Origin of the sequence: Mesorhizobium sp. M7A.F.Ca.MR.245.00.0.0 (assembly GCF_003997415.1) — a bacterium.
Lineage (GTDB): Bacteria > Pseudomonadota > Alphaproteobacteria > Rhizobiales > Rhizobiaceae > Mesorhizobium.
Genome location: NZ_RZTE01000018.1, coordinates 1 through 23,798, shown reverse-complemented (window position 1 = coordinate 23,798; position 23,798 = coordinate 1). Strand labels below are relative to the sequence as shown.

Below are 23,798 nucleotides of genomic sequence, written 5' to 3'. Positions count from 1 at the left end.
CATGCAGCGCCAGCAGAAGATTTCGGCAACGCAGCTGGCCAAGAAGGTCGGCAAGCGCCTGCCGGTGCTGATCGACGAGGCGCATGGCACGTCGGCAAAGGGCCGCACCAAATACGACGCGCCCGAGATCGATGGCTCGGTGCATATCCAATCGCGCCGCCCTTTGCGCCAGGGCGATATCGTCACCGTCAAGATCGACCGCGCCGACGCCTATGACCTTTATGGTTCGGCGGTCTGAGGGCCGTATTTACTACTTCTGGCGATAGTTCAGCCTTTTAACCCGCTCAGCCGCGATCCGCTCTATGGTTTGCGGACCGGAGATGCGGGGGAATGCGGATGAACACCAGATCTGCGGAACAAAATTACATCGCGACGCTGGATTTGCTCAGGCTGGCGGCAGCACTTGCTGTCGTGTTCTTTCACTATTTCTTTCGCGGCGCGGCCGCCGAAGGCTACCTCGCGCAGGGCTATCCGCTTGCCGCACCGTTCGCCCTCTACGGCTATCTCGGCGTCAATCTGTTCTTCCTGATCAGCGGTTTCGTCATTGCCTGGTCGGCGGAAAACCGGAGCTGGGATCAGTTTGCGATCGCGCGGTTCGTTCGCCTCTATCCGGGTTTTCTGTTCTGCATGACGATCACCTTCGCAGTTCTCACCCTTGCCGGCACACCGTTGCTTCCAGCCTCTTTCAGCCAGTATGTCGCCAACCTGTCGATGTTCGCGCCGGCCTTCGGCCAACCCTTCATGGACGGCGTCTACTGGTCGATCGTGCTTGAACTGGTGTTCTACGGATGGATCACTTTGGCCCTGTTCACCGGGCTCTTCCAGAAACGCAAGCTGGAGCTGATCTTCATCTGGCTGGCGATCTCGGCCTTGAACGAGTTCTTCATCGGCAGCGGCGGAGCCAGGCTGCTGTTCCTCACCGAGTTCGGCCCGTTCTTCGCCGCCGGCGTGCTGGTCCACCACATCCATTCGCATGGCCGTTCTGTGCCGGCCCTGCTGCTGCTCGCCGCCGCGTTCCTGATCTCCTGCGGAACGCTGTCGGTGACGCAGCGCTGGATGCTTGGCCACTACGGCATCGCCGTCTCCTCGGCCAATCTTGTCCTCGCCAACGCCGTCATGCACGCGGCCCTGATCGGCGCGGTGCTGCTGCGCCACCGTGTGAGGGCATCGGCGCTCACCCTGGCGCTGGGCGGGCTGACCTATCCGCTCTATCTGCTGCATCAGGAGATCGGCTATCTCGCCATCAATGCGGCAACGCCCCTTGTCGGCAAATGGATTGCCGCCCTTGGTTGCGTCGTGCTCATGCTTTTCATTTCGTGGGCGATCTGGCGCACCTGCGAACGACCGGTACAGCGGTTGCTCAGGTTCTGGCTCGGCCGTGTGGTCGATGCCGGACGAACGCGGTTTCATCGCCCCTCTGCCGGCGCACAGCCCGCCGAATGAAGAAGGGCGCCTCGCGGCGCCCCTCCGTCTCATGTCTCGCGCTGGTTATTTCGGCAGCTTGTCGTCGACGCCCTTCACATAAAAATTCATGCCGAGCAGCGTGCCGTCGTCGGCGACTTCGCCATCCTTCAGCCATGGCGTGCCGTCCTGCTTGGCGATCGGCCCGGTGAAGGGATTCCAGCCGTCGGCGATCTTCTTTTCGGTGGCTTCGGCCATCGCCTTCACGTCGTCGGGCATGTTGGTATAAGGAGCGAGCTTGACGGCGCCGTCCTTGATGCCGAGCCAGACATTGCCCGGCTTCCAGGTGCCGTCGAGGGCTGCCTGGACCCGGCTGATGTAATAGGGACCCCAATCATCGGTGAGCGAAGTCAGCTGCGCCTTGGGCGCGAACTTGATCATGTCCGATGACTGCCCAAAGCCCTTCAGGCCCCGCTCCTCGGCCACTTGCAGGGCAGCGGTCGAATCGGTGTGCTGGACGATGATGTCGGCACCCTGGTCGAACAGCGCCTTGGCGGCGTCGGCTTCCTTGCCCGGATCGAACCAGGAATTCACCCAGACGATCTTGGCTTTGAAGTTCGGGTTGATCGACTGTGCGCCGAGCATGAAGGAGTTGATGCCCATCACCACTTCGGGAATCGGGAAGGAAACGATGTAGCCGGCAACGCCGGCCTTCGATTCCTTGGCGGCGATCTGGCCAAGCACGTAGCGGCCTTCGTAGAAACGCGCATTGTAGATGCCGAGATTGTCAGCGGTCTTGTAGCCGGTGGCGTGCTCGAACATCACCTTGGGGAATTTCTTGGCGACCTTCACTTCCGGGTCCATGAAGCCGAAGGAGGTGCCGAAGATGAGCTTGCAGCCTTCGCGCGCCAGGCGCTCGAAAGCTCGGTCGGCGTCGGGACCTTCCGAGACGTTTTCGAGATAGGCTGTTTCGACCTTGTCACCGAGCGCCTTCTCCACATCGAGACGGCCCTGGTCGTGCTGGTAGGAGTAGCCGAAGTCGCCGATCGGGCCGGTGTAGACCCAGCATGCCTTCAGCTTGTCCGCAGCTTCCGCCGTCACTGCCAGCGACATGGCGGCGGTCGTGGTCATCAGGGCAATAAGCAGTTTTTTCATTGTGTTACCTCTCTGAGTTAAGCCTTGGAGCTTCCCGTTTGTTTTTATTGTCAACGATCCGGAACGAATGGCTGCCCCAAGGAAGCCGGCGTGTTCATCATCGTCAGACGCTTGTTGCGCGAGATTAGAACGAGAACCACGATGGTTGCCAGATAGGGCAGCGAAGAAAGGAACTGTGAAGGCACCGGAATGCCAAAAGCCTGTGCATGAAGCTGGCCGATCCACACCGCGCCGAAGATGTAGGCGCCGGCCAGCACCCGCCATGGCCGCCAAGAGGCGAACACCACCAGCGCCAGCGCGATCCAGCCGCGGCCGGCGCTCATGTTCTCGACCCATTGCGGCGTGTAGACCAGCGACAGATGGCCGCCGGCAAGCCCGGCACAGGCGCCGCCGAAGATCACCGCGAGATAGCGATAGCGGATGACCTGGATGCCCAGCGCATGGGCCGAAGTGTGGCTGTCGCCGATCGAGCGCAGCGTCAGTCCGGTCCTTGTCTTGAACAGGAACCACATGACGGCCGCGGTGAGCGCGATCGAAATGTAGAAGATCGGGTCCTGACCGAACAGCAGCCTGCCGACGACAGGGATTTCCGTCAGGCCGGGAATGTAGAGGTTGGGCAGCCTTTCGCCGGGTTGGCCGACAAAGCTGGTGCCCATCATGCCGGACAGGCCAAGGCCGAGCAGCGTCAGCGACAGGCCGGTCGCCACCTGGTTGGTGGCCAGCGACAGCGTCATGACGGCAAACAGCAGCGAGAACACCGCGCCCATGGCGATTGCCGCCAAAAGGCCGATCCAGGGCGAGCCGGTGAGATAGGTCGCGCCGAATCCGCCGACAGCGCCCATGATCATCATGCCCTCGACGCCGAGATTGAGCACGCCGGAGCGCTCGACCACCAGTTCGCCGATTGCTGCGATCAGCAGTGGCGTTGCCGCCGTGGCGATGGTCAGAAGGATGTTTACGGTGATGTCCATCAACGGGCTTCCTTCAGCTTCGGCGCGGCTTCGAGTTTCGCGGCACCTTCCGGCTTGGTCAGCGCCAGGCCGACCAGGCGAATGCGGTAGTGGATGAGCGTGTCGCAGCCGAGCACGAAGAACAGCAGCATGCCCTGGAACACCCGCGCCACCTTGTCGGAGATGCCGAGCGCGCTCTGCACCGCTTCGCCGCCGAGATAGGTCAGCGCCAGCACCAGACCGGCGGCAACTATGCCGAGCGGGTTGAGGCGGCCAAGGAAAGCCACGATGATGGCGGTGAAGCCATAGCCGGGCGAAATGACAGGCTGCAGTTGCCCGATGGCGCCCGAGACCTCGGAGATGCCGGCGAGTCCCGCCAGAGCGCCTGACAGCAGGAAAGCAAAAAAGACCATGCGGTTGAGGCCGAAGCCGGCGAAGCGCCCTGCCCGCGGGCTTGAGCCCAGCACGCGCACCTCAAAACCTTTCAGCATGCGGCTCATCAGGATCCAGACCAGCACCGCGGTGACCAATGCGAAGACAAAACCCCAGTTTGCTCGCCCGGCATCCGGCATCAGCTCCGGCAACACGGCCGAATCGTTGAACTGGATGGTCTGCGGGAAACCATGGCCCTGCGGATCGCGCCAGGGTCCGCGCACCAGCCAGTCAAGGAAAAGCTGCGCGACATAGACCAGCATCAGGCTGGTCAGGATTTCGTTGGTGCCGAAGCGTGTCTTGAGCAGAGCCGGGATCGCGGCATAGGCCGCGCCGCCGACCATGCCGAGCAACAGCATCAGCGGCAGCACCAGCGGACCTTCGAACTGCGGAAACAGCACGGGAATCATCGAACCGGCAATGCCGCCGAGGATGAACTGGCCTTCGGCGCCGATGTTCCAGATGTTGGCCTTGTAGCAGACCGACAGGCCGACGGCGATCAGGATGAGCGGCGCTGCCTTGATCGCCAGCTCATGTAGCTGCCAGACCTGGCTGATCGGCTCGATAAAATAGATATTGAACGCGGTCAGCGGATTGACGCCGAGCAGCGCGAACATGACGGCGCCGGCAATGATGGTCAGCGCGAAGGCGATGAACGGCGACAGGGCCGAAAACAGCATGGAACGCTGCAGGCGTTTGACGAGTTCGAGGCGCATCATGCCGTCTCCAGCGAGTGTTCGGCGTGGCCTGGTTCGGCGCCGCCCATCAGTAAACCTACCTTTTCGAAGGTTGCCTCGGCGATCGGCATAGGTTTCGACAGCTCGCCATTGTGCATGACCGCGATCGCATCCGATATCTCGAACAGCTCGTCGAGATCCTGGCTGATCACCAGCACCGCCGATCCGCTGCGCGACAACTCGATCAAGGCCTGGCGGATATGAGCGGCAGCGCCCGCATCCACGCCCCAGGTCGGCTGGTTCACCACCATGACGCTTGGCCGGCGGTCGAGTTCACGGCCGACGATGAATTTCTGCAGATTGCCGCCAGAAAGGGCCGCGGCCTCCGGATCCGGCGCACTCTTGCGCACATCCATCGCCTCGATGATGCGTTGGGACGCGGCTTGGATGGCACCGCTCTTCATCATCCCGCCGGAACCGACGAACGCCTTGCCGTCGGTGGCATGGCGCGACAGCAGCAGGTTTTCGGAAAGCTTCATGCGCGGTGCCGCACCGTGGCCGAGGCGCTCCTCCGGCACGAAGGCAGCGCCCAGCAGTCGGCGCCCGGTGATGGTGAGGCCGCCTGCGTCCTTGCCGCGAATGCGCACCGAGGATGCATCCTGCTGCGGCACTTCGCCGGAGACGGATTCGAAGAACTCGCCCTGGCCGTTGCCGGCGACACCAGCGATGCCGATCACCTCGCCCGCCCGGACGTTCAGGTTGATGCCCTTGAGCGGGATCGAGAACGGCGTTGCCGGCTTGCGGCTGAGGTTGCGAATCTCGAGCAGCGGCTGCGCCGTGGCGATCCCCTCGACCGGCGCGCGCACCACCGCCTGCACCTCGTTGCCGACCATCATGCGAGCCAGCGAAGACGCGGTTTCCTCGCGCGGATTGCAGTGGCCGACGACCTTGCCGTGGCGCAACACGGTGGCGCGGTCGCAGATGCGTTTGACCTCTTCGAGCCGGTGCGAAATGTAGAGGATGGATTTGCCTTCCGAACGCAGGCGCTCCAGCGTCTCGAACAGCTTGTCGGCTTCCTGCGGCGTCAGCACCGAGGTCGGCTCGTCCAGAATGATGAGCTGAGGCGTTTGCAACAGGCAACGGATGATTTCGATGCGTTGGCGTTCGCCTACCGACAGGTCGCCGACCAGCGATTCAGGATCGAGCGGCAGGCCGTAGCTGAAGGAAAGCGCCCTCGCCTTCGCAGCGATGCTGTTGATCGGCGAGCCGTCGTCCAGCGACAGGGCAATGTTTTCGGCCGCGGTCAGCGCCTCGAACAGCGAGAAGTGCTGGAATACCATACCGATGCCGAGTTTTTTCGCGACGCCGGGACTGGAAATCCTGACGGCCTGCCCGTTCCAGAAGATCTCGCCGGCATTGGGCTCCAGCGAACCGAACAGCATCTTGACCAGCGTCGACTTGCCGGCGCCGTTTTCGCCAAGCAGGGCGTGGATCTCACCCCTGGCGATGTCGAGATCGATATGATCGCACGCCGTCAGCGTGCCGAATATCTTGGTGAGGCCACGAACCTCAAGCAGGTTCGTGCCGTCGTGATTTGCACTCACAGTGCCTCCCATCTGGTTAGCCAGACATGTTCTGTGTTCCCGCAGGCATGGTAGGCGCGGCCGGCTCTCATCGGAAAGCGGCACACGTCTTGAAAGAGCTTCAAGAATTTCAGCGGAAATTCAAGGGATAGCAAGGCAGAACGAACTAAGGGATGAGAATGGTCGTCCCTGTGGTCCTGCGGCCCTCGAGGTCGGAATGCGCCTTGCCGGCGTCCTTGAGCGCGTAGCGCTGGTTAATCTTGATCTCGACCGCGCCGCTGAGCACGACCTCGAACAGGGCGGCGGCAGAAGCGTCGAGGTCCTCGCGTTTTGCGTTGTAGACGAACAGTGTCGGCCTTGTTGCGAACAGCGAGCCCTTCTGGGCCAGCAATGACATGCTGAATGGCGGTATGGGTCCCGAGGACTGGCCAAAGCTGACGAACATGCCAAGCGGCCGCAGGCAGTCGAGCGAAGCCGGAAATGTGTCGTTGCCGACCGAATCATAGACGACATCGCATTTTTTGCCGCCGGTGATGGCGGCGACGCCGGCGACGAAATCCTGTTCCTTGTAGTTGATGACATGATCGAAACCATGCGCCCTGGCGAGCTCGATCTTGTCGGACGAGCTGGCGGTGCCGATGACGGTGGCGCCGAGATGTTTTGCCCATTGGCCGAGGATCAGCCCGACGCCGCCTGCCGCGGCGTGGAACAGGATCGTGTCGCCGGCCTTCACCTTGAACGTCCGGCGCAGCAGATATTCCGCGGTCATGCCCTTCAGCATCATCGCCGCGGCCTGTTCGTCGCTGATGCCATCCGGAACCTTGACGACGCGGCTGGCATCGATGACGCGCTGTTGCGCGTAAGCGCCCGTCGTCACGGCATAGGCGATGCGATCGCCCGGATTCAGCCAGTCGACGCCCTGGCCGACCTCCAGCACCACGCCGGCAGCTTCGCTGCCTGGCACGAGCGGGAAGCCGCCAGGCGGCGGGTAGAGGCCAGAGCGATGGTAGACATCGATGAAATTGAGGCCGATCGCGGTGTGCCGGACCAGGATCTGCCCGGATCCCGGCTGGCCGGGGTCAGCGTCCTCATAGGTCAGAACTTCCGGGCCGCCATTGGCGTGAATGCGGATCGCTTTCGACATCGCTGGGCTTCCTGTGGGCTAGGCTTCCTGTGGGAGCGGCTGATCAAGCCTTTTTGGCACCGAGATTGGGAAAGAACTGCATGATGCCACCGATGCAGGCAAGGTAAAGCCCGGTGATGGTAATGCCGATCTTGGTGAAGGTGCTGACCTGTTCGCCCAGCACGCCGATCTGATCGTAGAAGGCAGCGAGTGCCGCCTGGGCCAGGGCGAGCGCGCCGAAAGCGCACCATAAGAGGGTCATCCCAAGGTTGATGCGCCGCAGCCGCACCACCCGCACCGGGTGGATGAAGTTGATCGGCACGAAAGTCAGGACGCCGGCCACCACCACCACCGCGAACGAAACCCATTGTCCGGGCTCGATGACGAACAGGGTGAACACCACCATGTTCCAGACCACGGGGAATCCCTTGAAGAAATTCTCCTTCGTCTTCATGCCGGTGTCGGCATAGTAGATGGCGCTGGAAACGACGATGATCGCCGCCGACAGGAATGACAGGCCCTCGCCCATGAAGCCGCGCTGATAGAGGGCGAAGGCCGGGATCAGCACGTAGGTCACGTAGTCGATGATGTTGTCGAGCAGTTCGCCCGACCAAGTCGGCAGGATCTCCTTGACCTCGAGCTTGCGCGCGATCGGTCCATCGATGCCGTCGACGAACAATGCCAGCCCGAGCCACCAGAACATTGCGGTCCAGCGCTCTTCGCTCGCCGCTACCAGCGACAGGAAGGCCAGGAATGACCCCGAGGCGGTCAAGAGGTGGACGGAGAACGCCCTCGCCTGTGGCCAGGTGACCTTCTTCTTCGGCCTGGGAATCCGGTCCGTGATCTTTTTGGCGGCTTTTCGGGCCGTTGTGTTCTTGCTCACGGGCCCCGCCAATCCAGCTTGCAGATTTCGGCCGAACGGCCGGCGAAATTCCAGTTGCGGCCGAAAGCCCGCATCTTGCTCTTGTCAGACCTTGCCACGATAATCTCGGGCGCGATCCAGTATTCCGAATTGCTGATCACCGTATCCTTGTCGCGATCCTTGCCGGGGATGGGTGTCACCGCCCCGTCGATGATCTTCGGTATCTGGAAGATACGCGTCTTGTCACGCGTCTCATAGGTGATCGGCACCTGCTCGACGCCAAGGAATTTGCCGACGAGGATGGAGAGCAGCGATGTGGTTCCGCCTGCCTTGCCGGTGAAGATCTTGGTCAGCGCCTTGACCGCGTAGACCGAGGCTCGGCTGTCGATGAACAGGCCGGCGGTCCAGTTGCCGCGGCTCATATAGCCGGGGATTTCCATGATCAGCCCGAGATTGAGGCCGGACAGATCGACCTCACCGAAATGGCCTGCATCGATACGAAACCCCGCCCAGGTCTGACAATAGCCTTCGGTCGGCGGATGATTGCCAAGCGATAGCACGCAGGGGCAAAAAACCGTGCAATTGCAGGAGAGTACGAGCTCTCCCTTCATCGCCCAGCTCTGGTCTGCCATCGATTTTCCCCCACTCATAGCGAGACTACTAGCAGCGCGGCTGCCCAGACAAGCAGTATCGCACCGGCCAGCCGGGTTGGAACCCTGCTGGCTGTTTGTTTTTCGATCAGGGTGAACAGCCCGATCAACGCCATCCAGAAAATGTTCATGACGCCAACGGCGAACATCACCAGCATCAAGGCCCAGCAGCAGCCGAGACACCACAGACCTTGCGCGACACCGAGCCGAAAGATGTTAAGGGACCTTGCGCTCCAGTTCGAAAACAGGACCGAGAACGGGTTCTTGCATTTCTTCAGGCAAGCTTCCTTGAGGCCGCTGAACTGGTAGAGGCCGGCAATCACGAGAGCGAGCGCACCGGCAAGGCCGGCGACCGGATCGAGCATCCCGGCTGATGAGGCGAATGTATGGGCGGCCAAGGTCAGCGCCGCGAACATCATTGAAGCGGCGAGCCAGACGCTTAGGTAACCGGCGACCAGCACCAGCGGGTGAACGACCGGTTCGCCCTTGATGCGAGCCGTGTCAGTGATTTCGCAATAGGTGCGGATCATCGGCGCCGCCGAAGGCAGCATCATCGCGACCGCCATCAGGAGCCACATGAAAACGAGCGCGCCGGCCTGCAAGCCGAGATCTGCGTCCAAGGGCACCGGTGAGAGGCACAGCACAAAGAACCGTTCCAGGAAATCGGGCAGCGGCAGTTGCGGCAGCCTGCGCAGGATCGTGTCGCCAGGGGCGCCGACGCCCGCAATCCCTGTTTCAGCCCCGCGGATTGCCATCGCCGCAAGAGACAGCCAGGCAAGCAGGATGCAAGCGGCGACAACGACGTTTACCGTGACGCGGGGATTGCGCGCGATGCCGGCCATGGCGCGGCCGGCGCGGTCGAGATGCCTGAAGTCGTCCTGCTGGCCGGTCATGACATCCGAATGGGCCGAATCGCCGCGTTGATCAAGCGGCATGATCTGACCTATATGCTCATCGAACGGCAGGTCGGGTGGACCGGCCTCGCATTGCAAGCCGGAAGCCGATCTTGGAGCATCAGCAAACTGCGCGGATACTGGTTGCCGGCACGGGGCCGGCAGGGCTGATCGCGGCGCTCGGTTTTGCCGCCGAAGGTTTCCCGGTGACGCTGGTCGGGCCGGAGCCCACTGCCCCCGACGGCCGCACGACGGCCCTAATGAACCCTGCCTTGAAAGTGCTCGACCGGCTTGGCGTGCTCGAAACCGTCAAATCCAAGGCGGCGCCCCTGAAAGTGATGCGCATCGTCGACGCCACCAGCCGGCTGATCCGCAGCCCGGTCGTCACCTTCCGTGCCAGCGAAATCGACGAGGACCAATTCGGGCTGAACCTTCCCAACAGCGTCCTCAACCCGGCACTCGCCAGCGCCGTTGCCGCGCATGCCGGCATCGACCGGCTGATGTCGATAGTGGCGAACTGGCATCTCGATGCCGAGCACGCCCGTGCCGTCCTGGCAGACGGCAGCACGGTCGACGCAGCGCTTGCGGTCGCCGCCGATGGGCGGTTGTCACCGGCGCGCCAGGCGGCCGGCATCTCGACCTCGGCCCGGTCCTACCCGCAGGCAGCTCTCGTCCTCAATTTCGGCCATAGCGGCGACCACGCCTTCACCTCGACCGAATTCCACACCGAGACCGGTCCGTTCACGCAGGTTCCCCTGCCCGGCAATCGCTCCAGCCTGGTCTGGGTGGTCAAGCCCGAGACCGCGACCGACCTTGCCGCACTGGACGATGCGACGCTTTCTCAGCGGGTCGAACAGCAGATGCAGTCGATGCTGGGCCGGGTGACGGTCGAGCCGGGCCGGCAGATCTATCCGCTTTCGGCGGTGACGCCACTGCGTTTCGCCCGAGATCGGGTGGCGCTGGTCGGCGAAGCCGCCCATGTGTTTCCGCCGATTGGTGCGCAAGGCCTCAATCTCGGCATCAGGGACGTCGACGATCTCATTGTAATTGCTTGCGAAAACCGATCCGACCCGGGCGCAGCCAAGGCGCTTGCGGCCTACGATTTCAAGCGCCGCCCCGATATTCTGGCGCGTAGCGGCGCGGTCAACCTGCTCAACATGTCGCTGCTTTCCGACATGCTGCCGGCCCAGATGGCCCGCGTGGCCGGGCTCGGCGTGCTCGGTGGCTTCGCGCCGCTTCGGGCTTTTTTCATGCGCGAGGGGCTTCGTCCCGGCAGCGGTTTTGCCGCGCTTGCCGGCGGGTTAGGGAAACAGGTCCGGCGCTAGGATATCGTGCCGGATCAGGTAGAGCAGCCCGGTGACGGTCACGACCGACAGGCAGGTTGTGATCAGCACACTGGCCGACGCGCGCTGTACCCAGACGCCATACTGCTGGGCGATGACGAAGACGTTGGTGGCGGTCGGCAACGCCGCCAGAAGCACCGCCGAGAAGACCCATGTCTCAGAGAAATTGCCGATCCAGCTCAACACGACATAGCAGAGCAAAGGGTGCAGGATCAGTTTCAGCGCCGCAATCGGAACCATCTCGTGCGGGACGCGATTGAGCGGCCTGAGCGCCAGCGTGACGCCCATGGCAAACAGCGCGCAAGGTGCGGCCGCCCGGGAAAGATATTCCAGAAATCGCTCCACCGGCACGGGCGGTCGAAAGCCGATATAGGCGGCGCCGACGCCCAGGGCGGTTGCGATGATGAACGGGTGCAGCACGATCTTGCGCACGACACCGAGCGCAAGCCGGAGAGGCGTGGTCTTGTCGTCGCCCGACAGCGCCATCATCATGGGCGCGATGGCGAAATGCATGATGTTCTCGAAACAGAAGATCAAAGCGACCGGCACAGCCGCCTCCTCGCCGAAGGCCAGCAATGCCAGCCCCGGTCCCATATAGCCGATATTGCCATAGGCGGCCGCGAGCGCCTTGATGGTCGATTGCGCTATCTCGCCGCGCGAGGTCAGGACCGACCCCATGAACATCAAGGAAAATATCATGAAGGTCGAGACGACCGAACCGAAAATGAAGCGCCATTCCGTCAGGTCTTCGAACGGCGTCTTGGCAAGCAGTTGGAAGAAAAGTGCCGGCAGCGCGACATAGACGATGAACGTGTTCATCCAGCCGAGCGCCTCCAGCGGCTGCCTGGTGATGCGCGCCACCAGGAACCCGACAAAAATCAAGCCGAAGAACGGAAGAACAAGACCGATGACGTCAGACATTTTTATGCTGGTCCGAAACCCTGGCGCCGGGCTAGCCCGTTGCTTAATAGGGCGTCAAGCGCCTCGGGATTGAATTGATGCGCGGTCTGCGCCAAATAAGCCCAAGGAATTCAGTGGTGAGTACGATGAAAACAGCAAAATTCGCAATCGGACAGGTGGTTCGCCACCGGCTGTTTCCATTCAGGGGCATCATTTTCGATGTCGATCCGCAATTCGCCAACACCGACGAATGGTACGAAGCCATCCCCGCCGACGTGCGGCCGCACAAGGATCAGCCTTTCTATCATCTGCTCGCCGAAAATTCGGAGACCGAGTACATCGCCTACGTCTCCGAGCAGAATTTGCTTGAGGATCAGTCGGGGGAGCCGGTCCGGCATCCGCAGATCAAGGAGATGTTCGACAAGAAGCCGGACGGGCGCTACCAGCCGAAACGGCAGTCGAGGCATTAACCCGCGGAGAGATGGGCGCAAGAAAAGCGGGGCATGACCCCGCTTTTTTGTGGCTCGGCGATATCGGCCGATCAGTTGGCGGTCTTCGCCTTGTCCTGCTCTTCCTTGAGCTTCTTGGCGAAATCCTGGTTGTTCTTGGCGACGAAGTCCTGAAGCTTCTTCTGCCGGTCCTCGATGTCCGACTGCTGCAGCGCCGGTCCGTCATAGGCGCCGCTGAAGCCCTGCAGGGCGACCTTGATCGGATTGGGCTGGTTCTGGAAATTGACGGAGGTCAGAGTGATCGCCTGGCCCTTCTTGAACGCGGCGACGAGCTGATCGGTCAGCGGCACTTCCGCCACGCAACGATCCGGGAAGCAGATCACATAGTCGAGCTTCTGCGCCTTGCCGGTATCGATCTGCAGGCCGATGCCGGGAGGCACCAGACGGCCGGTCGGGACCGTCACCTGGAACACCTTGCGGTTCACCTTGCCCTTCAGCTCGATCAGGCTGACGCCGGTGACCAGCTGGCCGTTGCCGGCAGTGGTGATGTTCTGGACATTGCAGATGTCGACGTCTTCCTGCTTGGTGCAGGCCTTGAACCAGCCTTGCGGAATCTGCTGTTGCTGCTGTGCGGAAGCAGCGGGAAGTCCTGCGCCGAGAAAGCCGACCACGCCAGCGGCCATGACCGACAGGCGGTACGCGTTGCTGTTCAGGCTCGTCATGTCGTGCACTTCCTCTCAAATGATCCCGGGACCGGCTTCTTCGTGCCGTGTGGTCCAGCTACCTGTTGCCGAAATGAGGCAACAGAATGACTTCGGAGGGCGTGTTACACTGCAAGCGAGGCCGAATCCAGCCCGGCGTCAGCAATTGTTGAACGCGCGGTTGGCCGGCGCGCAGCCGCCTCATGCTAGGGTGCACACCGAATCATCAAGCCGACCCAGTAAGGAGACGGTCATGGGCCGCGTTGTTGTTTGGCTGATCACCGGGATATCGTTTCTCGCCCTTTCGCATCAGCCGGCCGCATCGGAGCCGAAGCACGCTATCGCCATGCAGGGCGAGCCGGCGCTACCGCCCGGCTATACGCATTTCGATTACGTCAATCCCGACGCGCCGAAGGGTGGCTCGATCACCTATTGCGTCGTCGGCAGCTTCGACAATCTGAACCCTTTCATCCTCAAGAGCCTGCGCACGACGGCGCGCGGCATGATGGATACGATCTTCGGCAATCTGGTCTTCGAGCCGTTGATGCAGCGCAATGCCGACGAGGCTTTCACGCTCTACGGTTTGTTGGCCGACAGCGCCGACATGGACCCGGAGCGCAAGAGCATCGAATTCCATCTCAATCCGAAGGCCAAATGGTCGGACGGTCAGCCGGTGACGCCGGAGGACGTGCTGTTCAGCTATGACGTCTACACCGAGAAAGGCCGCCCGCCTTACAGCGATCGCATGGCCAGGGTCGCCAAGCTCGAAAAGACCGGCGATCACAGCGTGCGCTTCACCTTCAACGACAAGGCCGATCGCGAATTCCCGCTGATCATCGCGCTGACCCCGATCATCCCGAAGCACGCCTTCGACAAGGAGACTTTCGACAGGACGACGCTCAAGCCGGTGATCGGCAGCGGCCCTTATAGGATCGCGCAGGTGCAGCCCGGCCAGCGCATCGTGTTCAAGCGCAACCCGGACTACTGGGGCAAGGACGTCCCGGCCAAGCGCGGTTTCGACAATTACGACCAGATCACCATCGAGTATTTCCTCAACGCCAACGCCAAGCTCGAAGCGTTCAAGAAAGGCCTTTGCGCCATCGACGACGACAGTGACCCGGTGAAGCGCGAGCGCGATCTCGATTTTCCGGCCTTCCACAAGGGCGACGTCGTCGCCGAAACCTTCGACACCGGCATTCCGCCCGTGGTGACCGGTTTCCTGTTCAACACGCGGTTGCCGAAATTCGCCAACCCTGTCGTGCGGCGCGCGCTCGGCATGCTCTACGACTTTGAATGGGCCAACAAGAACCTGTTCGGCGGCAAATACACGCGCACGATGAGTTACTGGCAGAATTCCGAGCTTTCCGCGATCGGCCATCCGGCCGACGACAGGGAGAAAGCGCTTCTGGCGCCCTACCCCGGCCGCGTCCCGGCCGATGTCATGGACGGTACATGGCGGCCGCCGGTGACCGACGGATCGGGCCAGGACCGCCGCGTGCTGAAGGCAGCCTTCGATGTTTTGAAAAATGTCGGCTACCACGTGCAGAATGGAACGATGCTTGATCCCGAAGGCAAACCCTTCAGCTTCGAAATCCTGACCGCGTCGCAGGACGAGGAGCGCCTTGCCGGCATCTACCAGCGCACGCTGGAGAAGATCGGCATCGATCTCACCATTCGCAGCCTCGACGGCGACCAGATCCAGTCGCGCAAGCAGCGCTTCGACTTCGAGGTCCTGATCGGATCGAGCGGCTTCAACAATTCGTTGTCGCCCGGCATCGAGCAGAGCGGGCGCTGGAGTTCCGCCGCGGCCAGGACGGAAGGCTCGTTCAATCTCGCAGGCGTCGCCGATCCGGCTGTGGACGCGGCGATCGAGGCGATGCTGCGCGCCCGCTCCAAGGAGGATTATGTTGCCGCCGTTCGCGTTCTCGACCGGCTGCTGATCTCCGGCAACTACATGGTGCCGATGCAGCACAACACGCAGCAATGGATTGCCTACTGGAACTACCTGGAACATCCGCAAAAGACGCCCATATTCGGGTATCAGCTCCCAACATGGTGGCGCAAACCCAACTGAGGATCAGGAGATCGAGATGAGCGAATTGAACGCCATCACCGTCGATGTGGTGTCCGATGTCGTCTGCCCCTGGTGCTTCATCGGCCAGAAGCGGCTCGACAGGGCGATTGCCGCCGTCGGCGATGTCGACGTGCATGTCCGCTGGCGGCCGTTCCAGCTCGATCCGACCATTCCGCCTGAAGGCAAGGACCGCCGCGAATACATGCTGGCAAAATTCGGCAGTGATCAGCGCATCCGCGAGATTCACGCCCGCATCGAGCCGCTGGGCGAAATCGAAGGCATCTCGTTCGCCTTTGACGCCATCAAGGTGGCGCCGAACACGCTGGATGCGCATCGGCTGATCCGCTGGGCAGGTGCCGCCGGCGAAGCCATTCAGAACAGGCTTGTGCGCCGGCTGTTCCAGCTGAATTTCGAGGAAGGCGCCAACATTGGCGATCATGCCGTGCTGGTCGAGGCGGCGCGCGAGGCCGGCATGGATGCGTCCGTGGTCGCCACGCTTTTGCCGACCGAGGCCGATGTCGAGGCGGTGCGCACCGAGATCGCCACCGCGTCGCGCATGGGCATTTCTGGCGTGCCGTGCTTCCTGCTCGAGGACAAATACGCGGTCATGGGCGCACAGGATGCCGACACGCTGGCCGATGCCATTCGCCAGGTGGCGGCCGCCAAGGCGCGCGGCGAACTGGACAAGGCCGGCTGAGCCGACCGCCCTCTCCTCTCCGCGACAGCAGCAAACGTTACTTCACCGTCGCTTTGGCCTTGCTGATGAAAAATCCATGGCCGTTCGTGGCGGTGCAGGTCAGTCCCTTGGTTGACGACTGGCACGAGAACGGCCCGGCGCTCCAGCTGTTGCCGTAGCCAAGCTTGTCGACATCGCTGCAGCAGCCCTGCTCGCCCGGGTTCTTGATCAGCGTGGCTGGCCCCTTCGGACCCAGGATAATCGTGACGTAGCTCGGCTCGACGCGCGAGCAACTCAGCTCCGGGCCGCCATCCTTTGGCTCATAGGTGCCGGTGCCGCCTTTGGCCGTGTAGATGCAGCCGATGTTGCCGGACGGCGTGTTGAACTCGATCTGGCCTTCGGCGCTGGCCGGGATGCTCTGCGCGCCGGCATGCGCCAAAGGTACGAGGGGCAGCCAGGCGAAGAGGGACAGGATTGCGGCCGCGCGTGCAAGCATTGGGAGCTTCCTTGTTGGAGAACCGGACATGCATGAGTGTCGACGATGGCGGGCAAGGTTCAACCCCAAGCGGATGAATTGTCAAACGCAGTCCCTCAGCTGACCGGACAAGACGGAACGCGCCGCTCGATCGATTCTCCCGTCACTTCCTGCCCCTGGCAAGGACGACCACGGCATTCCTGGCGAGTCACGAACCGCAAATTTTCGAGCTCTCTGGGCCGTCCGCAGTGAGAAAACCGATCGCTCGACACGATTTCGAGTTCACGAAACCGTGTGAAAGCCTTCCCCAGGGGAAGCTCCATCGACGGCATTTTATTGAAGATCAAGTATCTGAAATCAATATCGATATTCTGATTATTGCCGACCGTTGTCGCTACATTTCAGCGTGTAATCTGTTGCCTCACGGCAACGGCTGCCGGGGCAATCCCGTCGGCCCGGTTTTAAATTAATGGAAAATGATCAATTGGTGTTACCATCCGTAACAAAAGAAAAAAGGTTTGGGCGGGATCGTGATTCGGGTCGGTAGACCATCGCAAGAGTCAGTACCGGAAAAAACACCTCGCGATGCCGCAGGGCGATCGCTTCTGACGCCGGTGTCGTCGATGCGCAGCTTCTGGGGCCTGATGCGGGCCTACTGGGTTTCCGACCGCTGGAAGGAAGCCTGGACGCTGACGCTGGTGATCGCGGTGCTCACGGCGCTGTCCAGCAAGGCCGGTGTCTGGTTCGCCGAAGCCTCCGGCGAACTGGTCAATTCGATCGCCTTCTTCCATGACGCCGCCAACACCACGCCGCTTCGCTCGCTGCTGGTCAATGCCGGCGTCCTCGTGCTGCTGGTCGTACTCAAGGACGCTGGCTTTACCGGCATCCGCAATCTTGTCTCGGCGACATTGCACCGCAAATGGCGCGGTTGGCTGGACAGCCGCTTCAATGAAGCGCTGCTGGATGGCAACCATACGCATTTCCATGCCCAGCATGCATCGACCGGCAGCGGCGCACCGGCCCCCGACAATATCGACCAGCGTGTCCAGGAATCCATCAAGGACATGACCGGGGGCGCCATCGGGCTCGCCATGGGCGTACTGGCCGTCGCCACCTCGCTCTTCTTCGTCGGCCAGAAGCTGCTCGAAAACTCCGTCGAGGTGAAGGGGCTGGAGTTCCTCGGCAGCTATGGCAGCGCCATCCTGGCCTTCCTGGCCGTCGCCACCTATGTGCCGCTGAACACATGGATCGCCGTCAAGCTCGGCGGCCTGCTCGAGCGCCTCAACGTCAGGATGCAGAAGGCCGAAGGCAGCTATCGCGGCGAACTGACGACGTTCCTGCGCCGCTCCTTCCATGTCGCGGCGTCTCAGGGCGAAGGCGTGCAAAGGACCATGCATGGCCGGCTCTATGTCGATATCGACGGCACCTGGACGCGGCTGAACATCGTCAACACCGTCTACATGTCGTTCGAGCTGATCTACAATTTCATCGGCGCCCGCATTGTCGCCTATGGACCGGGCCTGGTGCCGTTCATCCACAACCGCCTCGATCTGAAGGGCTACATTACCGGCTCCGAGCTGGTCAATTCGCTGATCGGCCAGTGTTCGTGGTTCATCCACGTCATGCCCGCCATCGCCACGCTACGCGCCAACAGCCAGCGTGTCACCGAACTGGCCAACGCGATCGAGAATGTCCAGCATCCGCAGGAATTCTACAGCCAGACCGGCCGCTCCGATTTCCACTACACCAGCCAGAACCCGGTTTTCGGCCTGACCATCCAGAAGCTCGAACTGGCGCATCAAGGCGAGGATGCGACGCCCTTCCTCAGCGCCGCCAATTTGCGCTTCCGGCGCGGCGAATGGACTTTCCTGAAGGGCGAGTCCGGCTGCGGCAAGACCTCGCTGATCAAGGCGATCAACGGCCTGTGGCCCTATGGCCGCGGCACCATCGTCTTCCCCGAAGGCGTGAAGAGTTTCTATGCCGCCCAGGAGGTCAAGCTGCAGCCTGTGTCGCTGAAGCAACTGGTCTGCCTGCCGGGCTCCGAGCACGACCATGGCGACGCGCCGGTGGCGTCGGCGCTGCACAAGGCCGGGCTTGGCGACTTCATCGAGCACATGGCCGACGAAAGCCGCGAAGGCAAAAGCTGGGACCAGGTGCTGTCGGGCGGCCAGAAGCAGAAGCTGGTGGTGGCTCGCATCGTGCTGCAGCAGCCGGGGCTGCTGTTCCTTGACGAGGCGACCGGCGCGCTCGACCCCGACGGCAAGGTCGCCTTCCACCAGGCCATCAAGGACAACTGCCCCGATGTCACGGTGATCAGCGTCATGCACGAAGCGGTTGCGCCGAGATCGATGAGCGGCAGCGAATTCTATCACAGCATCGTCGCGATCGCCGACGGCGTCGCCACCAAGAAGCCGCTGGTTCCGACCCTGCCCGCCGAACTCACCACCATTCTGGTGCAGCCCAGGCCGGTCCCAAGGCCGGTCGAAGACAAGTGGCTGCGCTTCTCGCGCCGGCTGAAGCAGAAATAACGGTTATTCCACCCCGGTCTGCCGAGGCGAACGGCGGCCGGCGATCACAGTCTCGCGATCTTGGCCGCTCGTCGGCATTTTCCCTCCTCACCGCGATTGACACGGCAAGGCGCGCTCCTATGTTGCGCCCGCTTGCAGATAGTAAAAACGCGAACCCGCAAGCGGAAAGGTCACCGCGCCATGCCTGGCGACAGTCACAGTCGAACGCAACAGCCGTCCGCCCTGACGTGACCTCACATGGTTCATGTCCTGCCGGACGGCAAGGAGTGAGCCATGAACGAATTTACCACAGTGGCAAGCGACGAAGCCGTCGCGATTGCCCGTATCCTAGCCAATGATCACGTCGCCGACATTGTCGAGGCCCTCAACAGGGAGCCTCGAGAGAACGCGACGGAACTGCTCTGTGAAGTGACGTTCGAACGTCTGGTCGAGATCTTCGACCAGCCGGAACTCGACCGCGCGTCCGAACTCATGGAGGCGCTGCCGCGCGCCAAGGCGGGCAAGCTGCTCACCGCCATGTCGGTGGACCGTGCTGCCGACATCCTGCGCGAGCTGGAAGAGCCGGCCCGTTCCGAGCTGCTTGGCGGGCTTGCGCCGCCGCTGCGCGCAACGCTGCTCTCCATCCTCGGCTATCCCGAAGGCAGCGCCGCATCGATCATGACGACGGAGTTCGTCAGCGTGCCGTCGGACTGGACCGTCAGGCAGACGCTCGACTACATCCGCAAGGTCGAGCGGACGCGCGAAACCGTCTACGCGATCTATATCGTCGATCCGCAGACGCACCTGCTTGTGCGCTCGACGGGCCTGCGCCGGCTGATCACCGGTGAGCCTGACGATCCGATCATGACGGTGGCGCCGGATCACCTTCCGGTGACGGTCGGCCCGCTGACCGATCGCGAAACCCTGGCGCAGACGATCTCCAAATACGATCTGCTCGCCCTTCCGGTCGTCGACCATGGCAAGATCCTCGGCATCGTCACCATCGACGACATCATCGACACGATGGTCGCGGAGACGACCGAGGACGCGCACCGTTTCGGCGGCATGGAGGCGCTGGACGAGCCGTACATGAAGATGAGCTTCCTCGCCATGATCAGGAAACGCGGCGGCTGGCTGTGCGCGCTGTTCATCTCGGAGATGCTGACGGCCAACGCCATGCAGAGCTATGAGGGCGAGCTGGAGAAGGCGATCGTGCTGACGCTGTTCATCCCGCTGATCATGAGCTCCGGCGGCAATTCCGGCTCGCAGGCGACCTCGCTGGTCATCCGCGCGCTGGCGCTGCGCGAGATCGGCCTTGGCGACTGGTGGCGGGTGGCGCTGCGCGAGCTACCCACCGGTTTGGTGCTGGGCGCCATGCTCGGCGTGGTCGGCGTCTGCCGCATCGCGCTCTGGCAATATATGGGCTTCTACGATTATGGCCCGCACTGGCCGCTGATCGCCACCACGGTGGGGGCTGCACTGGTCGGCATCGTCACCTTCGGTTCGCTGTCGGGCTCGATGCTGCCGTTCGCCTTGAAACGTATCGGCTTCGACCCTGCCAGCGCATCGGCGCCGTTCGTCGCCACGCTGGTCGATGTCACCGGGCTGGTGATCTATTTTTCGGTGGCGCTTGTGATCCTGCGCGGCACGCTGCTGTAGCGACTATCTCCGCCGTGGCATGACCTTGCCGCGGCGGAGTTCCTCAACCCGGATTTGCCGTCAATCGACGCGCACGCCGTCCTTCACGCGATAGGTCGGCTTGTACATGGTGACCAGTTCTTCCGCCGCTGTCGGATGCACGGCCATCGTACGGTCGAAATCGTCCTTGGTCAGGCCGGCCTTCAGCGGGATGCCGAGCAGCTGCGCCATCTCGCCTGCATCCGGCCCCAATATGTGGGCGCCAAGCACTTTTTTCGACGCGCCATCGACCACCAGCTTTATCAGCATCTTCTCGTCGCGCCCGGACAGGGTGTGCCGCATCGGCCGGAATGTCGCGCGGTAGATCTCGATGTCGGGGAAGCGCTTGACGGCGTCGTCCTCCGACAATCCGACAGTGCCGATCTCCGGCTGTGAAAAGACAGCGGTCGCGATCGTCTCGTGATCGGGCGCGGTCGGATTTCCCTTGAAGGCGGTTTCGATGAAGCACATCGCCTCATGGATCGCCACCGGCGTCAGCTGCACGCGGTTGGTGACGTCGCCGATCGCCCAGACGTTGTCGATGTTGGTGCGGGAATATTGGTCGACGGCGATGGCGCCGGTCTTGGTCATCTCCAGTCCGATGCCTTCCAGGCCCATATTCTCGGTGTTGGGAATGCGGCCGATAGCCAGCATCACCTGGTCGACGGTCAGCACCTCGCCGCCGCTAACGAGCGCGTCGAGCCGGCCGTCCGGCCGCTTGCGGATCCATTCGGACACGGAATGGCAGAGGATCCTTATCCCCTTCTTTTCCATCGTCTCGTGCAGCATGCGCCGCAGGTCCATGTCGAACCGGCTGAGGATCTCCTTGCCGCGATAGACCAGCGTGGTGTCGACGCCGAGACCGTGAAAAATGTTGGCGAACTCGACGGCGATGTAGCCGCCGCCCTCGATCATGATAGATTTGGGCAGTTCCTTGAGGTCGAAAGCCTCGTTGGAAAAGATGCAATGTTCATGGCCGGGCAGCGCCGGATGCGCCGCCGGGCGGCCGCCGGTGGCGATCAGGATCTGGTCTGCTGTGACGGTGCGATCCTCGCCCAGAAGATGCACGACATGCGGATCGACGATCATGGCGCGCGAATGGAAGGTCTCGCCGCCGGCGCCCTCGACGTTCCTGACGTAGATGGCCTCCAGCCGGCTGATCTCGCGATCCTTGTTGGCGACCAGCGTCTGCCAGTCGAAACTGGCTTCCGGCACCGTCCAGCCATAGCCGGCGGCGTCGGCAAAATGCTCGGGAAATTGCGAGGCATAGACATAGAGCTTTTTCGGCACGCAGCCGCGGATGACGCAGGTGCCGCCATAGCGATATTCCTCGGCGATGCCGACACGCTTGCCGAGAGCCGCGGCGACACGCGCCGCCCTTACCCCGCCCGAACCGCCGCCGATGACGAAAAGATCGTAGTCGTTACCAGCCATGACGCGGCTCCCAGGCTTCAGAAATGTGTCAGACAGGTAGGCCGCAAACCGTCAAAAGAAAAGCCCGGACAGGCCGGGCTTTCGCGGGAGGCCGCAAGGCCATTTGAAAATGCGGGGTCAGTTGTTGTCCGCAGGGGCCGCGCCATCGGCGGGCGCTGCGCCATCGGCCGGAGCGGCGGCTCCGGCGGCGGGCGCGGCAGGTGCAGCCTGCGCCTTTGCCTTGGCGGCTGCGGCCAGCGTTTCGCCGACCTGCTGGGCGAGATCGCGGCCGAGGCCGTTCTGCCAGATGTCGGCTGCCTTGACCAGTTCGCGGGTCACCGTCGGGCCGCTATCGAGCAGCTTCTTGCCCGAATCGGAATTGTAGAAGGCGGCGATGTCGGTCAGTTCCTTTTCGGAGAACACTTTTGCGTAGGCGAGTGCGGCTTCCTTCTCGAGATCGGCGCGGCGCGAGGCCAGCGCCAGCGCCTTCTCGCTGATCGTCTTGCCGATCAGTTCCTGCATGTCCGGGTTCTTCTGGATCAGCTGCGATTCGAGCGCCGCGGCTGCCTGCGGCAGGATGTTGTCGAACGGGTCGGTCGCGTGGATCGCAGCGACCGCCGCGCGGGCGGCCTTCAGGTGCGAATCCGTGACATCCTGCGAAAACGCCGGCGAAGAGAAGGCGAAAACGGCCGACGCCGCCAGAAGGACGGAAAGGCTGCGAACCCGGTTATGCAACGTCATGATCGGTAGAACTCCCTGGTTTTCGGGCGGCATGGACGGTTTGGATACCGTCGCCGCCGGCGATGATGGCCGCTGAAGCCAGCCCGATGAAAAGACCATGCTCGACCACGCCCGGAATGGCGTGCAGAGCATTCGAAAGCGCTCTTGTATCCGGAATGCGGCCAAAAGATGCATCGAGGATAAAATGGCCGCCGTCTGTAACAAAAGCCTGGCCGCCCGTCATCCTCAATGTGACCGGCCCGGAAAGACCGAGCTTTTCAGCCGCTGCGGCAACCGCGATTTCAGTGGCGCGCAGGCCGAACGGATTGACTTCGATCGGCAGCGGAAAACGGCCGAGCGTCTCGACCATCTTGGAGCGGTCGGCGATGACGATCATGCGCTGGGATGCCGCGGCGACGATCTTCTCGCGCAGCAGCGCGCCGCCGCCGCCCTTGACCAGGGTCAGTTCCGGGTCGACTTCGTCGGCGCCGTCGACGGTGAGGTCGAGCTCTGGCGTTTCCTCCAGCGTCGACAGCGGTACGCCAAGCTCGCGGCAGAGCAACGCGGTGCGCTCCGAAGTCGGCACGCCGATGACGGTCATGCCGGTGGCGACCTTTTCGGCAAGCAGCCGCACGAACTCTTCGGCCGTGGTGCCGGTGCCGATGCCGAGCCGCATGCCGTCGCTCACATGGGCAAGTGCAGCCCGCGCGGCTTCGACCTTCAATTGCCTTGCATCCATGTCGATTGTTGCCCCGGAAATTCGCTGCCGGGCTCGTAGCATTTTTGCCGGTCCGGTCAAAGCCCCAGGCGGCGGGTCCCCAGGTGATCCTGTGTAGGAATTATTTCCTTGACCGGTGAGGGCAGCTATGCTACATTTTTGGTTATGGTGCTGATTTGCGCCAACGACCCGCCGCTGTGGCGGGTTTTTCATTTCTGGAAGCTCGCCGCGAAATGTCCGGTCCCGCGAAATGTCCGGTCCGATGGGGCCTGCTTGCCCGGCGCGCTCGCCCAGGACAATCGGTTCAGGTTTTGGAATTCGCCCCGTCACCCTTTTCCTGACGCTGGCGCCGCCCCTCATCTGCCTGCCGGCATCCTCTCCCCGTATAGTGACGGGGAGAGGGACGCTCTCATCGGTGG

The 23,798-nt window shown here is 62.5% G+C and carries 21 protein-coding genes and 1 pseudogene; 8 read left to right on the top strand and 14 right to left on the bottom strand.

All coding sequences use genetic code 11. The annotated features are described in order from the left end of the window. Positions 1-238, top strand: a pseudogene (locus EOB80_RS35360) (TRAM domain-containing protein); the annotation flags it as partial. 98 nt (positions 239-336) lie between these two features. Further along, the gene (locus EOB80_RS18965) at positions 337-1,443 is read left to right on the top strand and encodes an acyltransferase (RefSeq protein ID WP_127328981.1); all 1,107 of its coding nucleotides are present in this window, start codon (positions 337-339) and stop codon (positions 1,441-1,443) included. A 45-nt stretch (positions 1,444-1,488) separates the two neighbouring features. Here the strand turns inward: EOB80_RS18965 and EOB80_RS18960 are convergent, their stop codons facing one another. From EOB80_RS18960 to EOB80_RS18925, 8 genes are all read right to left on the bottom strand, one after another. Next, entirely contained in the window at positions 1,489-2,556 is a 1,068-nt protein-coding gene (locus EOB80_RS18960) for a BMP family ABC transporter substrate-binding protein (RefSeq protein WP_127323146.1), read from the bottom strand. A 50-nt stretch (positions 2,557-2,606) separates the two neighbouring features. Then, entirely contained in the window at positions 2,607-3,527 is a 921-nt protein-coding gene (locus EOB80_RS18955) for an ABC transporter permease (RefSeq protein WP_127328980.1), read from the bottom strand. Next, positions 3,527-4,657 (bottom strand): ABC transporter permease, encoded by a 1,131-nt coding sequence (locus tag EOB80_RS18950; RefSeq protein WP_127328979.1) that lies wholly within the window; start codon positions 4,655-4,657, stop codon positions 3,527-3,529. Before EOB80_RS18950 ends, EOB80_RS18955 begins: the two co-directional genes overlap by 1 nt. Next, a complete protein-coding gene (locus EOB80_RS18945) occupies positions 4,654-6,231 on the bottom strand; it encodes an ABC transporter ATP-binding protein (RefSeq protein WP_164762659.1) in 1,578 nt (525 codons plus the stop codon). Before EOB80_RS18945 ends, EOB80_RS18950 begins: the two co-directional genes overlap by 4 nt. Positions 6,232-6,364: 133 nt before the next feature. Further along, positions 6,365-7,342, bottom strand: a complete 978-nt coding sequence (locus EOB80_RS18940; protein ID WP_127259302.1) for a quinone oxidoreductase — start codon at positions 7,340-7,342, stop codon at positions 6,365-6,367. Between the two features lie 43 nt (positions 7,343-7,385). Beyond that, positions 7,386-8,204 (bottom strand): phosphatidylcholine synthase, encoded by an 819-nt coding sequence (gene pcsA, locus EOB80_RS18935; RefSeq protein ID WP_023811884.1) that lies wholly within the window; start codon positions 8,202-8,204, stop codon positions 7,386-7,388. Further along, positions 8,201-8,815 carry a DUF1326 domain-containing protein gene (locus EOB80_RS18930; protein WP_127321883.1) on the bottom strand — a complete coding sequence of 205 codons (615 nt, stop codon included), beginning with the start codon at positions 8,813-8,815 and terminating at the stop codon, positions 8,201-8,203. The genes pcsA and EOB80_RS18930 overlap by 4 nt, the downstream gene beginning before the upstream one ends. A 14-nt stretch (positions 8,816-8,829) precedes the next feature. After that, positions 8,830-9,768, bottom strand: coding sequence for a DUF2182 domain-containing protein (locus EOB80_RS18925; RefSeq protein WP_127328977.1), 939 nt, complete (start codon positions 9,766-9,768; stop codon positions 8,830-8,832). Positions 9,769-9,839: 71 nt separating this feature from the next. Between EOB80_RS18925 and EOB80_RS18920 the strand changes: the two genes are divergently transcribed. Further along, the gene (locus tag EOB80_RS18920) at positions 9,840-11,051 is read left to right on the top strand and encodes a UbiH/UbiF family hydroxylase (RefSeq protein ID WP_127328976.1); all 1,212 of its coding nucleotides are present in this window, start codon (positions 9,840-9,842) and stop codon (positions 11,049-11,051) included. Here the strand turns inward: EOB80_RS18920 and EOB80_RS18915 are convergent. Next, positions 11,028-11,990, bottom strand: a complete 963-nt coding sequence (locus tag EOB80_RS18915; protein WP_127328975.1) for an AEC family transporter — start codon at positions 11,988-11,990, stop codon at positions 11,028-11,030. The genes EOB80_RS18920 and EOB80_RS18915 overlap by 24 nt on opposite strands. A 125-nt stretch (positions 11,991-12,115) precedes the next feature. Between EOB80_RS18915 and hspQ the strand changes: the two genes are divergently transcribed. Beyond that, entirely contained in the window at positions 12,116-12,439 is a 324-nt protein-coding gene (hspQ, locus tag EOB80_RS18910; RefSeq protein ID WP_164762658.1) for a heat shock protein HspQ, read from the top strand. A 71-nt stretch (positions 12,440-12,510) separates the two neighbouring features. Here the strand turns inward: hspQ and EOB80_RS18905 are convergent, their stop codons facing one another. Next, positions 12,511-13,140 carry an invasion associated locus B family protein gene (locus EOB80_RS18905; RefSeq protein WP_127270670.1) on the bottom strand — a complete coding sequence of 210 codons (630 nt, stop codon included), beginning with the start codon at positions 13,138-13,140 and terminating at the stop codon, positions 12,511-12,513. A 232-nt stretch (positions 13,141-13,372) separates the two neighbouring features. Between EOB80_RS18905 and EOB80_RS18900 the strand changes: the two genes are divergently transcribed. Together EOB80_RS18900 and EOB80_RS18895 are read left to right on the top strand one after the other, a co-directional pair. Then, positions 13,373-15,193 (top strand): extracellular solute-binding protein, encoded by a 1,821-nt coding sequence (locus EOB80_RS18900; protein ID WP_127328973.1) that lies wholly within the window; start codon positions 13,373-13,375, stop codon positions 15,191-15,193. A gap of 16 nt (positions 15,194-15,209) precedes the next feature. Then, positions 15,210-15,890, top strand: a complete 681-nt coding sequence (locus EOB80_RS18895) for a DsbA family protein (RefSeq protein ID WP_127272639.1) — start codon at positions 15,210-15,212, stop codon at positions 15,888-15,890. A gap of 37 nt (positions 15,891-15,927) precedes the next feature. Here the strand turns inward: EOB80_RS18895 and EOB80_RS18890 are convergent, their stop codons facing one another. Further along, entirely contained in the window at positions 15,928-16,365 is a 438-nt protein-coding gene (locus EOB80_RS18890; protein ID WP_127272122.1) for a hypothetical protein, read from the bottom strand. Positions 16,366-16,967: 602 nt separating this feature from the next. Between EOB80_RS18890 and EOB80_RS18885 the strand changes: the two genes are divergently transcribed. Both EOB80_RS18885 and mgtE read left to right on the top strand, forming a co-directional pair. Continuing rightward, the gene (locus EOB80_RS18885; RefSeq protein WP_164762657.1) at positions 16,968-18,872 is read left to right on the top strand and encodes an ABC transporter ATP-binding protein/permease; all 1,905 of its coding nucleotides are present in this window, start codon (positions 16,968-16,970) and stop codon (positions 18,870-18,872) included. Positions 18,873-19,145: 273 nt separating this feature from the next. Further along, complete coding sequence (gene mgtE, locus EOB80_RS18880; RefSeq protein WP_127328971.1) at positions 19,146-20,510, top strand: magnesium transporter; 1,365 nt, start codon at positions 19,146-19,148, stop codon at positions 20,508-20,510. 60 nt (positions 20,511-20,570) lie between these two features. On the opposite strand, the gene gor is transcribed toward mgtE, so the two are convergent. The 3 genes from gor to rpiA all read right to left on the bottom strand — a co-directional run bounded on the left by gor (position 20,571) and on the right by rpiA (position 23,400). Then, on the bottom strand, positions 20,571-21,962 hold the full coding sequence (gor, locus tag EOB80_RS18875) for a glutathione-disulfide reductase (RefSeq protein ID WP_127328970.1): 1,392 nt from the start codon (positions 21,960-21,962) through the stop codon (positions 20,571-20,573). Positions 21,963-22,079: 117 nt separating this feature from the next. Continuing rightward, on the bottom strand, positions 22,080-22,682 hold the full coding sequence (locus EOB80_RS18870) for a DUF2059 domain-containing protein (protein WP_127328969.1): 603 nt from the start codon (positions 22,680-22,682) through the stop codon (positions 22,080-22,082). Next, the gene (gene rpiA / locus EOB80_RS18865) at positions 22,669-23,400 is read right to left on the bottom strand and encodes a ribose-5-phosphate isomerase RpiA (protein ID WP_027036598.1); all 732 of its coding nucleotides are present in this window, start codon (positions 23,398-23,400) and stop codon (positions 22,669-22,671) included. Before rpiA ends, EOB80_RS18870 begins: the two co-directional genes overlap by 14 nt. Positions 23,401-23,798: the final 398 nt, after the last annotated feature.